At 63.6% G+C, this 14,009-nt stretch carries 16 protein-coding genes and 1 tRNA gene; 14 read left to right on the top strand and 3 right to left on the bottom strand.

The features are described 5' to 3' along the window. The first annotated feature begins 81 nt into the window (after positions 1–81). Positions 82–375: a response regulator transcription factor gene (locus tag ASC48_RS03170; protein ID WP_055454386.1), complete on the top strand. Its 294-nt coding sequence runs from the start codon at positions 82–84 to the stop codon at positions 373–375. A gap of 71 nt (positions 376–446) precedes the next feature. Here the strand turns inward: ASC48_RS03170 and ASC48_RS03165 are convergent, their stop codons facing one another. After that, positions 447–1,448, bottom strand: coding sequence for a helix-turn-helix transcriptional regulator (locus ASC48_RS03165; RefSeq protein WP_055454385.1), 1,002 nt, complete (start codon positions 1,446–1,448; stop codon positions 447–449). Positions 1,449–1,604: 156 nt separating this feature from the next. Here ASC48_RS03165 and ASC48_RS03160 point away from each other — a divergent pair, with 156 nt between their 5' ends. Beyond that, positions 1,605–1,853, top strand: a complete 249-nt coding sequence (locus tag ASC48_RS03160) for a YjiS-like domain-containing protein (protein ID WP_055454384.1) — start codon at positions 1,605–1,607, stop codon at positions 1,851–1,853. A gap of 265 nt (positions 1,854–2,118) precedes the next feature. Here ASC48_RS03160 and ASC48_RS03155 read toward each other — a convergent pair whose 3' ends face one another. After that, on the bottom strand, positions 2,119–3,093 hold the full coding sequence (locus ASC48_RS03155) for a complex I NDUFA9 subunit family protein (protein ID WP_055454383.1): 975 nt from the start codon (positions 3,091–3,093) through the stop codon (positions 2,119–2,121). 174 nt (positions 3,094–3,267) lie between these two features. Between ASC48_RS03155 and ASC48_RS03150 the strand changes: the two genes are divergently transcribed. The 12 genes from ASC48_RS03150 (at position 3,268) to ASC48_RS03095 (ending at position 13,027) form a co-directional block, all read left to right on the top strand. After that, a tRNA-Leu gene (locus ASC48_RS03150) sits at positions 3,268–3,353 on the top strand. Positions 3,354–3,503: 150 nt separating this feature from the next. Then, positions 3,504–4,124, top strand: coding sequence for a ribonuclease D (locus tag ASC48_RS03145; RefSeq protein ID WP_055454382.1), 621 nt, complete (start codon positions 3,504–3,506; stop codon positions 4,122–4,124). Positions 4,125–4,378: 254 nt separating this feature from the next. Then, on the top strand, positions 4,379–5,038 hold the full coding sequence (gene lptC / locus ASC48_RS03140) for an LPS export ABC transporter periplasmic protein LptC (RefSeq protein ID WP_055454381.1): 660 nt from the start codon (positions 4,379–4,381) through the stop codon (positions 5,036–5,038). Continuing rightward, a complete protein-coding gene (gene lptA, locus ASC48_RS03135; RefSeq protein ID WP_055454380.1) occupies positions 5,035–5,580 on the top strand; it encodes a lipopolysaccharide transport periplasmic protein LptA in 546 nt (181 codons plus the stop codon). The genes lptC and lptA overlap by 4 nt, the downstream gene beginning before the upstream one ends. A 96-nt stretch (positions 5,581–5,676) precedes the next feature. Next, the gene (gene lptB / locus ASC48_RS03130) at positions 5,677–6,459 is read left to right on the top strand and encodes an LPS export ABC transporter ATP-binding protein (protein ID WP_055454379.1); all 783 of its coding nucleotides are present in this window, start codon (positions 5,677–5,679) and stop codon (positions 6,457–6,459) included. Positions 6,460–6,531: 72 nt separating this feature from the next. Next, a complete protein-coding gene (gene rpoN / locus ASC48_RS03125) occupies positions 6,532–8,100 on the top strand; it encodes an RNA polymerase factor sigma-54 (RefSeq protein WP_055454378.1) in 1,569 nt (522 codons plus the stop codon). Positions 8,101–8,361: 261 nt separating this feature from the next. Further along, positions 8,362–8,967: a ribosome hibernation-promoting factor, HPF/YfiA family gene (gene hpf, locus ASC48_RS03120; protein WP_082439960.1), complete on the top strand. Its 606-nt coding sequence runs from the start codon at positions 8,362–8,364 to the stop codon at positions 8,965–8,967. 79 nt (positions 8,968–9,046) lie between these two features. Next, positions 9,047–9,514 (top strand): PTS IIA-like nitrogen regulatory protein PtsN, encoded by a 468-nt coding sequence (gene ptsN, locus ASC48_RS03115; RefSeq protein WP_055454805.1) that lies wholly within the window; start codon positions 9,047–9,049, stop codon positions 9,512–9,514. Positions 9,515–9,704: 190 nt separating this feature from the next. Continuing rightward, positions 9,705–10,715 carry a zinc-dependent alcohol dehydrogenase gene (locus ASC48_RS03110; RefSeq protein ID WP_055454376.1) on the top strand — a complete coding sequence of 337 codons (1,011 nt, stop codon included), beginning with the start codon at positions 9,705–9,707 and terminating at the stop codon, positions 10,713–10,715. 4 nt (positions 10,716–10,719) lie between these two features. Then, positions 10,720–11,121, top strand: coding sequence for a 6-pyruvoyl trahydropterin synthase family protein (locus tag ASC48_RS03105; protein WP_055454375.1), 402 nt, complete (start codon positions 10,720–10,722; stop codon positions 11,119–11,121). Beyond that, entirely contained in the window at positions 11,118–12,203 is a 1,086-nt protein-coding gene (locus ASC48_RS03100) for a glycosyltransferase family 4 protein (protein ID WP_055454374.1), read from the top strand. The genes ASC48_RS03105 and ASC48_RS03100 overlap by 4 nt, the downstream gene beginning before the upstream one ends. Before the next feature lie 20 nt (positions 12,204–12,223). Then, positions 12,224–13,027: a class I SAM-dependent methyltransferase gene (locus tag ASC48_RS03095; RefSeq protein ID WP_055454373.1), complete on the top strand. Its 804-nt coding sequence runs from the start codon at positions 12,224–12,226 to the stop codon at positions 13,025–13,027. On the opposite strand, the gene ASC48_RS03090 is transcribed toward ASC48_RS03095, so the two are convergent. Then, entirely contained in the window at positions 13,018–13,890 is an 873-nt protein-coding gene (locus tag ASC48_RS03090) for a RibD family protein (RefSeq protein ID WP_244269991.1), read from the bottom strand. The two genes, ASC48_RS03095 and ASC48_RS03090, sit on opposite strands and share 10 nt — an antisense overlap. Positions 13,891–14,009 lie beyond the last annotated feature (119 nt).

Genomic DNA, 14,009 nt, shown 5'->3' with positions numbered 1-14,009 from the left:
TCCTTTTCATCACAAAGGCCCTGGAGGAGGCGGCTGCCCGGGAGGCGCCGCCGGACGGGTCTTAAACAAAAGGGAGCGCACATGCTGGATCAAGTCGTGGAGAGCTGGCACCATCCGGCCGAACTGCATCCGGTGATGCCGAAGCCTGTTGCCGGTCTGACGGTATCGCAGGAGCGGGTCGCCCTGCTCACCGAGCGCCAGAAGGACGTGATGCGCATGCTGGCCGACGGTCTGATCAACAAGCAGATCGCGCACCGTCTCGACATCAGCGTCGCCACCGTGAAGACCCACATTGCCGCCGCCGTGCGCCGCATGCGCGCCAAGAACCGCATTCACGCGGTGGCAATGCTGATTCGCGCCGAGGGCGGCTGCTGACAAGCCCGTGTAGCGCCTGAGCCTTGCCAAGGCAGCCAGGCAAACAGCTTCTGGGAGGAAGCCGCCGCTCATCACTGATGGGCCGCGGACATCGCGGCAAGTTCTGCCGCGAAAAGAGGCCGGAGGGCGCTGGGCTCGATGAGCTCGGCGCCCGGGCCCAGCCAGCGCAGCAAGGGAAACAGGCGTTCCTTTGATATGTCGGTAACGGTGATTCGCACCTTTCCGTTCGCGGCTGGAGAAAATGCCGCATGCCGGTAATACCAGTCCCGCGCCAGCGTGCGCGCCTGTTCGGCGGTCACCAGAATGATGCCGGTCGGGTCTTCTGACTGCCAGCGCCGCATGGCGCGTGACAGCCAGGCACCATTCAGCAGGGCCTGCACCGAAAACTCCTTCGGCGGACGGAAACGCAGGCCGCTCACCTCCATGTTGAAGATCCGGTCGGCCCGGTAGATCCTGAGATCATCCGCCTCGACGGAGCGTCCCGCCAGATACCACAGGTCCCGGTCAAAAATGACGCCCAGCGGCTCCACCTCATGGGCACGCGGTTCTGTCCGGCTGGGGTTATGATGCTCGAAGCGCACGCGCTTGCCTTCCAGCAGGCCTTCCATGAACCGGTCCAGCGCCTCCTGCCAGCCTGCATTGGGCTCGATCGAGGGCGAATCATGGAAAATATCCGGCGGCAGCGGCTCGACCCCGACGATCCGCTCGCCGTTTGTCAGCAGCTCCTGCGCCGGGCGGGGCAGGGAAGCGATGAGCTTGCGCTCCGCCGTTTCAAGATCAGCGGCCAGCGGCGTGGTGCGCAGACCGCGCGCCACCGACAGCACGATCAGCAGCGCCGCCGTCTCGCGGCGCGTCAAGGCGACAGGCGGTTGGACATAGCCTTTCGCAAGCCGGTATCCGCCTTCCGCCCCGCGCTCGGCCTCTACCGGAACACCCAGAGCAATCAGCCGGTCCACATCCCGGTAGATGGTGCGCAGCGATACCTGGAACCTCTCCGACAGGGCGGTGGCCGTCACCAGTTTGCCGCTGCCCAGCAGCAGCAGGATGCCAAGGGCACGTTCGATCGGGTTCATGTCGGCCTGCCGGTTCTCAGGAAGCGAAAAAAGAATCAGAATGAGAACATAACAGGATCAAACCTGACTCGCAGCTGTCAGGTTTGGGCTGGCATCCTTGCTTTCACTGGCCCGGCAAGAAGGGACTTGAGCGGGCGCGTGAGAGGAGACAGGACGATGCATGGAAACGAAACTTCAGACCGCAAGGCATCCGCAGCATCAGGGTTCCTGCCGTATCTGGCGGGTATTCTGGCACAGTTCAGAGACTGGCTCCATGAGGAGCGCCTGCGCCGCATACGCCGCCGCAACATCGCGCATCTGGACGAGCGGCTGCTCAAGGACGTCGGGCTGACGCCATCGGGCCACTGGCTGGAGCCGAGGCGGAAAAAGGGGGCGAGCACCCAAAAGAACAGGGGCGTCAGATGACGCCCCCAGAGAATCGCCCCTCTCGATCGTCATACCGGACGGAGCGAAGCGGAGATCCGGTCCCGGCTCGCGCTGCACTTGGCCGGATGACGATGGGGGCAAAAAATGAGGGGCGCCAGATGACGCCCCTGCAAATTCAACCGTGTTCCGTGGCCCTTCAGGCCACCCAGAGTCTTTATCCGCGTGGCCCTTCAGGCCACCCAGAAACCCCTTGCTCTGCGTGGCCCTTCAGGCCACCCAGAAACCCTTTGCTCTGCGTGGCCCTTCAGGCCACGCGGTGGGCATCATACTGCCCGTGCTCGCGGAAGCGGGTCAGGTAGGACGGCAGGATGGCGGCGAGCGAGGACGGGTTGATACCGAGCCCGGCCAGCGTGCGGCCTTCGGCTTCGGCAGCTGCCGAAACCACGTTGTCCACACGCAGCATCTTCACCTGGTCCACCGTCAGCAGCGGCTTGGGCAGCAGCTGCAGCACCCGGGCCAGCATTTCGGCCGCGCCAAAGGGCAGCGGCAGCAGCAGGCGCTTGCGGCGGGTGATCTCCAGCATCAGCTCAAGGCACTCCTTGAAGCTCTTCACTTCCGGGCCGCCCAGTTCATAGACGGTGCCCGGCTTGCAGCCGCCGTCCACAGCTTTGGCAACCGCGGCGGCTACATCACCGACGTAGACCGGCTGGAACTTCGTGCCCCCGCCTCCAACGAGTGGCAGGACCGGGGACATGCGCGCCATTGCGGCGAAGCGGTTGAAGAAATCATCTTCCGGGCCGAACACGATGGACGGGCGCAGGATGACGCTGTCCGGCAGCGTCTCCAGGACACCAGCCTCGCCGGCTGCCTTGGAACGGGCATAGGCGGCCGGTGACGCCGCATCAGCGCCGATGGCCGAGACGTGGACGATGCTGTTCAGGCCTGCCGCGCGGGCGGCTTCCGCAATGGCGCGCGGTCCGAAGCCCTGCACGGCATCAAAGCTCTGGCGGCCGGACTGATAGAGAATCCCCACCAGATTGACGACCGCATCCGCCCCATCGACGGCGCGGTCCACAGACCAGCGGTAACGCAGGTTCGCCTGAACCGGCATAATCTGACCCACGCCGCCCAGCGGCTGCAGGTGCTCTGCCAGATCCGGACGGCGCACAGCTGCGCGAATCCGGTAGCCGCGGCGTGCCAGTGCAAGCACTACATGGCGGCCGAGAAAGCCGGAAGCACCGAAGACGGTAACGAGTTTTCCATTGAGCGCCGAATGCATAGCGGCCGGCTCCTTGTCGCGTCACTTGAAGCAATGGGCCGCCCGGATGGCGGCGCACCTTGGGTTCTTAGCCCTTTGCTGCCCGCCTGTGAAGGCGGCATGTGTGCAAATGCATTTTTCTCTCAAAAGGACGATTGACAAGCCCTCAGAGCCCCCCTAAAAGCCCTCCTCACAGCCCAGGTGGCGGAATTGGTAGACGCACTAGTTTCAGGTACTAGCGCTCACAAGGCGTGGAGGTTCGAGTCCTCTCCTGGGCACCAAATTTCTGGATCACTACCAAGGTCCAGACCGAAAAGGTCCGCGAAAGCGGGCCTTTTTCGCTTTCATGCCTCCTTCATGACTGTGCCGGATCTTGTCCGGTGCCGGGGAATGTGCTGAAAGAAGCCGACGCAACTTCAGGATTTCCGCCGATGACCATCCGTTACCATAAGCACGACCTGCCCGATCTGTCCCACTATGAGGGTGTGGAGGCCGTGGCTGTGGACACGGAAACCCTAGGTCTCAACCCGCACCGCGACCGGCTCTGCGTGGTTCAGCTGTCGCCAGGCGATGGCACGGCGGATGTGGTGCAGATCGCCCGGGGCCAGAAATCGGCGCCGAATCTCGCCCGCCTCTTCACCGATCCGGCCAAGGTGAAGATTTTCCACTTCGCCCGCTTCGATCTGGCGGTACTCTACCAGTATCTCGGCATCACCGTGTCGCCGGTCTGGTGCACCAAGATTGCTTCCAAGCTGGTGCGCACCTACACGGACCGGCACGGCCTGAAGGACATCACCCGTGAGCTGGTGGGTGTGGACCTGTCGAAGCAGCAGCAGAGCTCGGACTGGGCGGCTGAAACGCTGACGGATGCGCAGCTTGCCTATGCAGCTTCCGACGTGCTGCACCTTCATGCGCTGCGCGCCCAGCTGCAGATGATGCTGGAGCGTGAAGAGCGCACCGGTTTTGCGCAGGCCTGTTTTGAGTTCCTGCCCACCCGTGCAAGGCTTGATCTGCTTGGCTGGGAAGAACAGGATATTTTTGCACATAGCTGAACAGGTGCTTCCGGCTGCTTGATTGTCCTTGCGTTGCATCTTTTTAACGTTCGTCGCATACCCCATATGCGGATGCATGTATGGAAGGCAGAGTGACGCAATTCCCGCATGGCGTGCAGATGCGCGATCACGGTGCGGTGAGCCTGTGGGTGCGGCCATGAATCCGGCGCAAGTCTGCGCCAGGTGAATGGGGCCGGCCCCTTGCAGGCGGGGTTCGCATGACGGTGTGACGCGGCCGTGAGCCGGGAGAGAAGATGGATCAGACGACACAGCGCTCCGGGAATGTGACAGGCGGGCGGGTCAACAAGGCCCGTGCAAACGCACGCCGTCATTCAGGCCGTGTGCGCGCCCTTCGCATCCTGCTGCCTGTGCTTGGGCTGATCGTGCTTCTGGGCATGGGCGGGCTGATTTTCGTCTTCAATCTTCTCAACAGCCTTGGCATTGGCAATGTGACGCTGACTTCCGAGGGGCTGGTCATGGACCGGCCGGAACTGTCGGGGAATGACGGTGAACGCACCTACCGGGTTCTGGCCGAGCGTGCGATCCAGCGCCTGACCAATCCGCGCATCATCGACCTGGAAATGATCACGGCAGAGATCGTCTCCAACCCGGAAGAAAAAGCCCAGATCACGTCCGACAAGGGCACCTATGACAGCAGTGCCGAGACGCTGACGCTGTTCGAGAATGTCAGGATCAACTGGAGCGGCAAATATGCCATCGAGTTCCAGCGCGTTGATGTGAACATGAAGACGGGCGCGGTCGTGACCGACCGGGCGATGCAGGTGCAGTCGGACGGCGGTGATATTCAAGCCAATGGCTTCACATATGATCAGGAAAATGGCATTGCCCGTTTCACTGATGGTATCAAGATGGTGCTGCGACCCGGCGCCAACAAAACGGAGAACCCGCAATGAAGGGTATCAGGACTTTGCTGACCCTCGCCGCACTGGCGATTGTACCCGTCGGGGCCTCCGCCCAGACCTTCAACAACGCGTTCCAGGGCTTCGGTCAGGACAATGACAAGCCCATTCAGATCGAGGCCAGGGAGCTTCAGGTCGAGGACAACTCCAAGGTGGCAACCTTCACCGGCGACGTGGTCGTGGTGCAGGGGGAGACCACGCTGAAGACCCAGCGCCTGAAGGTGTTCTACGATGGCTCGGCCACCCAGGGCGCCCAGCAGGATATCTCGCGCCTCGAGGCTTCCGGCCGTGTCTTCATCACCTCGAAAGACCAGACGGCAACCGGCGATGAAGCCAACTTCGACATGACCACAAACATGATGGTGATGACCGGCCGCGAGGTCGTGCTCAGCCAGGGGCCGAACGTGGTTGTCGGCAACAAGCTGACGGTCAATCTCACCACCGGTCAGGCGGATCTTGAAGCGCCCAAGTCGGGCCGTGTGAAGGTCCTCATTCAGCCCAACAGCCTGAACAGCACTCCGCCCGCCGGAAACTGAGCCTGTCTTCCGCCGCAAGGGAGAGCGGCGGCCGGCTGGCCCAGGGTGTGTGCAAGAGCTGTCTCTTACCGTCAGGATGCTTCCCGCGTGAAATGGTTGCCCTTCCCCTTCTCCGGCCGTGACGCCGCCGGTCCTGTATCCGACGAAGCCTATGCTGGCGGCGCATTGACGGTCGAAGGCATCGGCAAAAGCTACCGCAGGCGCCAGGTGGTCAAGTATGTCTCGCTGACCGTCAACCCGGGCGAGTCCGTCGGGTTGCTGGGGCCGAACGGGGCGGGCAAGACGACCACCTTTTACATGATCACGGGTCTCATCCGCCCGGATCAGGGGCAGATCACCCTGTCCGGCTTCGATATCACCAGCCTGCCCATGTACCGCCGCGCCCGCCTCGGCATCGGTTACCTGCCGCAGGAGGCTTCGATCTTCCGGGGCCTCAACGTGGAAGACAACATCCGGGCGGTGCTGGAAGTGGTGGAACCGGACAAGCGCCAGCGCGAAGCCGATCTCGACGAGCTTCTGGCCGAATTCGGCCTCACCCATCTGCGCAAATCGCCTTCCATTGCCCTGTCGGGCGGCGAGCGCCGCCGCGTGGAAATTGCCCGCGCGCTGGCAACCCGCCCGTCCTTCATGCTGCTGGACGAGCCTTTTGCCGGTATCGACCCCATCGCCGTGGGCGATATTCAGCAGCTGGTGCGCCATCTCACCCAGCGCGGCATCGGCGTGCTGATCACCGACCATAATGTCCGCGAAACGCTTGGCCTCATCGACCGCGCTTATATCATCGCGTCGGGCGAAGTGCTGACGGAAGGGGCCCCGCATGACATCGTGGCGGACCCGGATGTGCGCCGTCTTTACCTCGGAGAGCAATTTACGCTTTGAACAGGGCGGCGGTGCTAGGTTATAGGCAAGAAACGGACCAAAAAGCACCAGGATAGGAAACGCCCTCCGCCCATGGCAATCTCGACCAAGCTTGAGATGCGGCAAAGCCAGTCGCTGATCATGACGCCGCAGCTCATGCAGGCGATCAAGCTGCTGCAAATGTCCAATCTCGATCTGGTTGCCTATGTGGAGGCGGAGCTGGAGCGTAACCCCTTGCTGGAGCGCACGGAAAGCGTCGATAGCACTGGGGCGGCCGACGGGCAGGGCGGTGACCACGATGGCGCCTCCGATGCATCCGGCGGGGATGATTTCGAGGCCGGCGGCGGCGAGTTCAGCAGCAGCGATGGTGCCCCCACCGAGTGGCTGAAGAGCGACCTTGAGCCGCAGGCCGAGAGCATCGCGTCGCAGATGGACACCGACCTCGGCAATGTATTTCCCGATGAGCCCGGCGTCTCCGCGGCGCCGGAACCGGCTTTGCTTCTGGGCATCGACAGCCGCCGGGCGAGCAGCTCAGCCTCCTCCGAGGACTATAATCTCGAAGCCTTCGTGGCGGAGGAAGAGTCCCTCATTCAGGTGCTGATGAACCAGATGCATCTGGCCTTTGCCGATCCGGTGGACAAGATCATCGGCCAGCACCTGATCAACAGCCTGGATGAAAACGGCTATCTTCAGCTCGATCTGGAGGAAGCCGCTGCGCAGCTCGGCATTCCCGCCACGCGCATCGAGGCCGTTCTTGCCGTGATGCAGGGGTTCGAGCCGTCCGGCGTCTTTGCCCGTTCGCTGGCCGAGTGTCTTGCGCTCCAGCTGAAGGAGCGCAACCGCTTTGACCCGGCGATGGAAGCCATGATCGCGCATATCGAGTTGCTGGCACGCCATGACTACCCTGCACTGCGCCGCATCTGCGGGGTGGATGAGGAAGACCTTGCCGACATGATCGCCGAGATCAAGGCGCTGGACCCGAGGCCTGGCCGCGCCTATGGCTCGTCCATCGTGCAGCCGATGGTGCCGGATGTGCTGGTGCGCCCTGCCTCTGACGGCGGCTGGATGGTGGAACTGAACACTGAGACACTGCCGCGCGTGCTGGTGAACCAGACCTATTTCGCCTCCATCACCCGCACGGCTCGCAACGAGACCGAGCGCAGCTATCTGACCGATTGCCTGCAGACGGCGAACTGGCTGGTGAAGAGCCTCGACCAGCGGGCCAAGACCATCCTGAAGGTGGCGACGGAGATCGTGCGCCAGCAGGACGGCTTCCTGACCTATGGCATCGAGCACCTGCGGCCGCTGAACCTCAAGACCATTGCCGATGCCATCGGCATGCATGAGTCCACGATCAGCCGTGTCACCTCAAACAAGTACATGGCAACGCCGCGCGGCATCTTCGAGCTGAAGTACTTCTTCTCCTCCGCCATCCCGGCGACGGAAGGGGGCGATGCCCATTCGGCCGAAGCCGTGCGCCATCGCATCAAGCAGATGATCGATGCCGAATCGCCGGACGATATACTTTCCGACGACACGATCGTGAAGCGCCTCAAGGACGACGGGGTGGACATCGCCCGCCGCACTGTGGCCAAATACCGCGAGGCCATGCACCTCGGCTCTTCCGTGCAAAGACGCAGGGAAAAGAAGGGCATGTCCTGAAGACAGCAAAAATTAATCGGACTCTCGTCCAGTAGGTGCTCACAAAGCCAAATTGTGATCCTATATGTTTTGGACGGGAGGTTTGATCCGCCCGGCCACTGAGGCTGTTAGAGCCGCCAATTGACTTTACGGGCAGTGCCGCCTATAGCACCGCCCGCGAAAGCAATGTCAGGGGTGTGGCGCCGAAGTGCCGTTTGGGTCATGCTGTTCCGTCCGGGGCGAAAGCTCCGTGAGCCGGCTCCCGCCGGCAGGAAACGGTCCATGAAACAAGAAGAGGTCCCCATGACACTGCGGATTTCGGGTAAGAACGTTGATGTTGGCGATGCAATGCGCGTCCATGTCAACGACCGGATCGCCGACGCTTTTTCGAAGTATTTCGACGGCGGTTTTAACGGGCACGTCACGCTGACGCGCGAAGGCGCGGGCTTCAAGACGGAATGCTCGCTGCATCTCGACACGGGGATCGTGTTGCAGGTGTCCGGAGAGGACCATGATCCGCGCGCGAGCTTCGACCGCGCTGCGGACAGGATTGAGAAGCGGCTTCGCCGCTACAAGCGCAAACTGAAGGCGCACAACAGCGCCAACGGTGCGCGTGAGTTCTACGAAGCCCCGTCCTACGTGCTGGCTTCGCCGGAGGAGGATGAGGAAGTTCCGGCGGATTTCAATCCGCTGGTGATTGCCGAGACCTCGGCCCGGATCAAGACCCTCACCGTCGGCATGGCGGTCATGGAGCTGGATCTGTCCGAAGCTCCGGTCGTCGTCTTCAAGAGCGCCGCGAATGGCGGGGTGAACGTCGTTTACCGGCGCCCGGACGGCAATATCGGCTGGATTGACCCAGCCTTGATTGGACAGCAAGCGGCCAACTAGGCCATCTTGTCCTCAAGTTCTGCACTCCCGGCGGGGCAACCTGCCGGGAGCGTTTTTGAGGACCAAACGGAAAAGAATGATGGATCTGAGCGATCTGATATCTCAGGAAGCGGTTGTCGTCGGGTTGAAGGCGAGCAGCAAGAAGCAGGCTATTCAGGAGCTGGCCGCCAAGGCCGCGGAACTGACGGGCTTGTCTGAACGCGAAATCTTCGACACGCTGCTGCAGCGTGAGCGGCTTGGGTCCACCGGCGTTGGACATGGCGTGGCCATCCCCCATGGCAAGCTGGTGAAACTCGACAAGCTGGTCGGAGTCTTCGCAAGGATGGAGAAGCCGGTCGACTTCGATGCACTGGATGACCAGCCGGTCGATCTCATCTTCCTGCTGCTGGCCCCGGAAGGGGCAGGTGCGGACCATCTCAAGGCATTGGCCCGGATCGCCCGCCAGCTGCGCGACACCAAGATTGCGAGCGGCCTGCGCACGGCCACTGACGCGGAAGCGGCCTTTGCACTTCTGACCCAGCCGCAGTCGTCCTCGAACGCGGCCTGACCGGCGGGCACTTTGGGCGGGCACCTCCCGCTCAAGCGCCGAAGAGTTTTCAAACACCCTGCCTGGGCATCCCCGGCAGGGTGTTTTTGCATGTTCTATATTTTGCGCCCTCAGGACCTGTGCGAACAGCTCCAGTCTGTGCGACCCTGCGTATGAGAAGCAAGACATGCCAACTGCAGGACAGGCAGCAATGACAGTTGATGAGAACGCCGGGAACGGCCAGCGGGCAGCCACGGCGCTCTGGTATGTGGCTAAGGGTGCCTGCGAGCTGCGCCGAGAGCAGCTTGCTCTTCTGGAACCCGGCCACGCACGGTTGCGCACACTGGCAAGCGGTGTCAGCCGGGGGACGGAGCGGCTGGTGCTGAGCGGGCTGGTGCCGGAGACCGAGTGGCAGCGCATGCGCGCGCCGCTGCAGGGCGGCGCTTTCCCTTATCCGGTCAAATATGGCTATGCCGCCGTGGGCAGCGTCGAGGCTGGTCCGCCGGAACTGCTTGGCCAGACCGTCTTCTGCCTGCATCCCCATCAGGATCTGTTCGATGCGCCGCTGGAGATGCTGGTGCCGGTGCCGGAACATATCCCGGCGGAGCGGGCCATTCTGGCGGCCAATATGGAAACCGCGCTCAACGCCCTGTGGGACGGTGCGCCCGCCCCCGGTGACCACATCTGCGTGGTGGGCGGCGGCGTTCTGGGACTGCTCTGCGTGTTTCTGGCTGCAGGCATTCCCGGCACCCGCGTGAGGCTTGTGGACATCGATCCCTCCCGTGCAGAGATTGCTGCGTCCTTTGGGGCTGGCTTTGCCTTGCCCTCTGAGGCGCCGGGGGATCAAGATCTCGTTATCCACGCCAGTGCCTCGCCCGAAGGGCTTGCCACCGCGCTCACCTGTGCCGGGGATGAAGCCACCGTGCTGGAGCTGAGCTGGTATGGCGCAAAGCCGGTATCCGTGCCGCTGGGGGCTGATTTTCACAGCCGCCGTCTGGTGCTGAAATCAACGCAGGTCGGCCGCATCCCGGCGCAGCGCCGCAACCGCTGGACCTTCCGCCGCAGGCTGGAGACGGCGCTGGCGCTGCTGGCGGATGACCGGCTCGATGCGCTTCTTCACCCCGTCCTTCCCTTTGCCAGCCTGCCCGGGCGCCTGCCTCATGTGCTGTTGCACGACCGTTCGGCTCTGGCGCCGCTTGTTGTTTATGACCAACCGGAGTGAGTGAATGTTTGCCGTTGAAGTTCGCGACCACGTGATGATTGCCCACTCCTTCAAGGGCGAACTGTTCGGCCCTGCGCAGGCGCTGCATGGGGCGACTTTCGTGGTCGATGCCGCCTTTCTGGCTGACCGCCTTGATATCAATGGCGTTGTCATCGATATCGGCCGGGCCCATGAGGTGCTGAAGGAAGTGCTGTCACCGCTGAACTACCGCAACCTCGACGAGGTTCCGGAGTTCGCCGGGATCAACACGACGACGGAGTTTCTGACCAGGCACGTGCATGACCATCTGGCGCAGGCCGCAAGGGACAACCGGCTCGGCCGTCCCGGCTCCGAAATCCGGGCGATCCGGGTGACCATCTCCGAGTCGCATGTGGCCCGTGCCTGGTATGAGGCGCCTGTGGCATGACACGTGAAGCCTCTGCTCCCAAAGTCCCCATTGTCTTTGCCTTTCCGGGCAATCTCGACATGCCGACCGGCGGCTATGGCTATGACCGGCGCATCATCGCCGGGCTGAGGGAGCTTGGCCGGGACGTGGAGCTGCTGGAACTGGGCGAGGGGTTTCCTTGTCCGGAGCCGGAGATGCTGCGCAAAGCTGAAACGGCCCTTGAGGCCCTGCCGGACGGCACGCTGCTTGTGGTGGATGGCCTTGCCTATGCAGTGCTTGGGGCGGTTGCGGCGCGGCTGGCACCCCGCATCACGCTCGTCTGTCTGCTGCATCATCCGCTGTGCCTCGAAAACGGTCTGGATCCGGAACTCGCCGGACAGCTTGAGGCGGCCGAACGCGAGGCTTTGCGCCATGCCCATGAGGTGATCGTCACCAGCCATGCGACGGCGGCACGGGTGCGTGAGCTTTTTGCCGTGCCGTCTGCGCATCTGCATGTGGTGGAGCCGGGCACGGACCGGGCGCCGCAGGCGCTGGGCAGCGGCGGGCCGGGCCTGCGTCTCCTGTCCGTTGGCTCCATCGTGCCGCGCAAGGGGCATGACGTGCTGGTGGAGGCGCTGGCGGGCCTGAGGGAATTTGACTGGCAGCTGGACGTGGCGGGCGGTTTTCTGGACGAAGCCTGTCACGCTGCGCTGGTGCGGCAGGTCACGGCGCATGGGCTGGAGCGGCGGATCACCCTGCACGGCGCACTGTCCAGCAACTTGCTGGAGGCCGCCTATGCAGCGGCAGACCTTTTTGTGCTCGCCAGTCATTATGAGGGCTTCGGCATGGCCTTCACCGAAGCGCTGGCCCGCGGGCTGCCGGTCATCGGCAGTGGCGGCCCTGCGGTGGAGCGCAGCCTGTCCGGCGGCGGCGGGATCTATGTGCAGCCCGGCAGCGTAGAAGGTTTGCGTTCAGCACTGCGCAGGCTGATGGCGGACAGCGCCTTGCGCCGGCAATTGGCAGGAGAAGCGCGCGAAGCAGCTGACCGCATGCCGGACTGGACAGAGGCCGCGCGCCAGTTCTCGGCTGCGCTCGACGCTGCTGCGATCCGCATCCCGGCGTGACCAGGAGAGAGGAAAGACGGATGGCGGGATTTTCAGCTGAATGGCTGGCACTGCGCTCCCCCGTTGATGAGGCGGCGCGCAATGCCGCTGTGGAAGCAGCATTTCTTGACGCCCTGCCGCGGGGGCGGGTGCCGCATCTGACGGATCTTGCCAGCGGCACTGGCGCAACCGTTGCTGCACTTGCGCCCCGGCTGGGCGAGGGACAGCGATGGCTGCTGACCGATCATGATCCGGTCCTGCTGGCACAGGCCAGGGCACGGCTGGTGGGGCTGGCGGGAGTTGCCATCAAGTACCGGGAAACCGATCTTGCCGCGGGTTTTGGAGGCCTTGATCTGACTGCAACGGATGGGGTGACGACCTCGGCCTTTCTGGATCTGGTCACGGCCGGATTTGCCGATGCTCTTGCTGCAGCGGTCAGCGCTGCGGGCAAGCCTTTTCTCGCCAGTCTGACCTATGATGGCCGGGCCGTGTGTTTCCCGCCCCATCCGCTGGATGAAACCGTGCGTCTTGCGATGAATGCGCATCAGCAGACAGACAAGGGCTTTGGCCCGGCGCTGGGCCCGGATGCTGCGCCTTATGCTGCGCGTGCTTTCGAGAGAGCTGGCTACCGGGTGGTACAGGGCACATCCGACTGGCAGGCCGGGCCGGAGCATGGTGCCTTTCAGGAAGCGCTTGTGCGCGGCTGGGCGGATGCCGCCGGCGAGATGGGCGTCGATGCTGCGGGCATTGCGGGCTGGCTTGCCTTCCGGCTGGCGGAGATTGCCGCCGGCCGCTCAACCCTTCAGGTTGGTCATCTCGACATCGCTGCCTTGCCTCAGGAATAAACCGGGCAGGACCGCAGGTCGCAGTCGAGCAGCACCTCGTCACCGGCCTGATGCGGCGTCATGCGCGGGCGCAGGGCCTCCTGCAGGGTCTGGATCGGCGAGAGCTCCAGCCCCATCTTCCCCGCACCAATGATCATCGGTGCGATGAGCAGGTGCAGCCGGTCAAGGCTGCGGGCGGTGATGAAGCGGGAAATCGTGTGGCTGCCGCCTTCGATGAGGATACGGCGCAGGCCCGCCTTTGCCAGTGCCTGCACGATGGCCGAGGGGCAGAGCCCGCCACAGGCAAGCCGTTCCAGCCGCAGCACCTCCACCCCTTCGGGCCAGTCTCCTTGCGTCTCTGCCGCTGTGATGACGAGACGGCGCACGCCGTCACCCTCGAACAGGCGCAGGCCGCATGGCACGCGGCCATTGGGATCAATGATGGCACGGGCCGGGTTTGGCCCTTCCACAAGGCGCACATTCAGCTGCGGATCATCGGCAATCGCCGTTCCGGCGCCAATCACCACCACATCGCAGACCGCGCGCAGCCGGTGCAGATGCGACAGGCAGCCGGAGCCATTGATGTATTTGGAATGGCCGCTGACGGTGGCGATGCGCCCGTCGAGGGACTGGCCGAGCTGGCCGACCACGCGGGTTTCACCGGCTCTCATGTAGATCAGCGGGCCAAAGAGGCTCTCCCACCGCTGCGGCAGGGGCTTTCCGGGCGCGCGGGCGGCAGCCAGCACGGCACGCCAATCCTCGTCATCGGCAAAGGCGGTCAGGCGGAGAGCAGGATCACGCTGAGGCCGAAGCGTCACCGCTTGCGTCGCCGTCAGCGTCGTTTGGCCTGCCGTCAGGGCCGCTGGCATCCGTGTTGACCTCACCTTGCGCCTCTCCACCCTCTGGTTTCCGGGCCAGTGCTGCTGCGGCATTCTGCCCTGAAATACTCAAGCGCCGCTCTGGCACACGCTGTTCCGAAGTTTGCCTCCGAACCAGTTTTAGC

Origin of the sequence: Pannonibacter indicus (assembly GCF_001418225.1) — a bacterium.
GTDB classification, from domain to species: Bacteria; Pseudomonadota; Alphaproteobacteria; order Rhizobiales; family Stappiaceae; genus Pannonibacter; species Pannonibacter indicus.
Note: the sequence above shows the minus strand (reverse complement) of the source record. Positions and strands in the feature narration are given on the sequence as shown.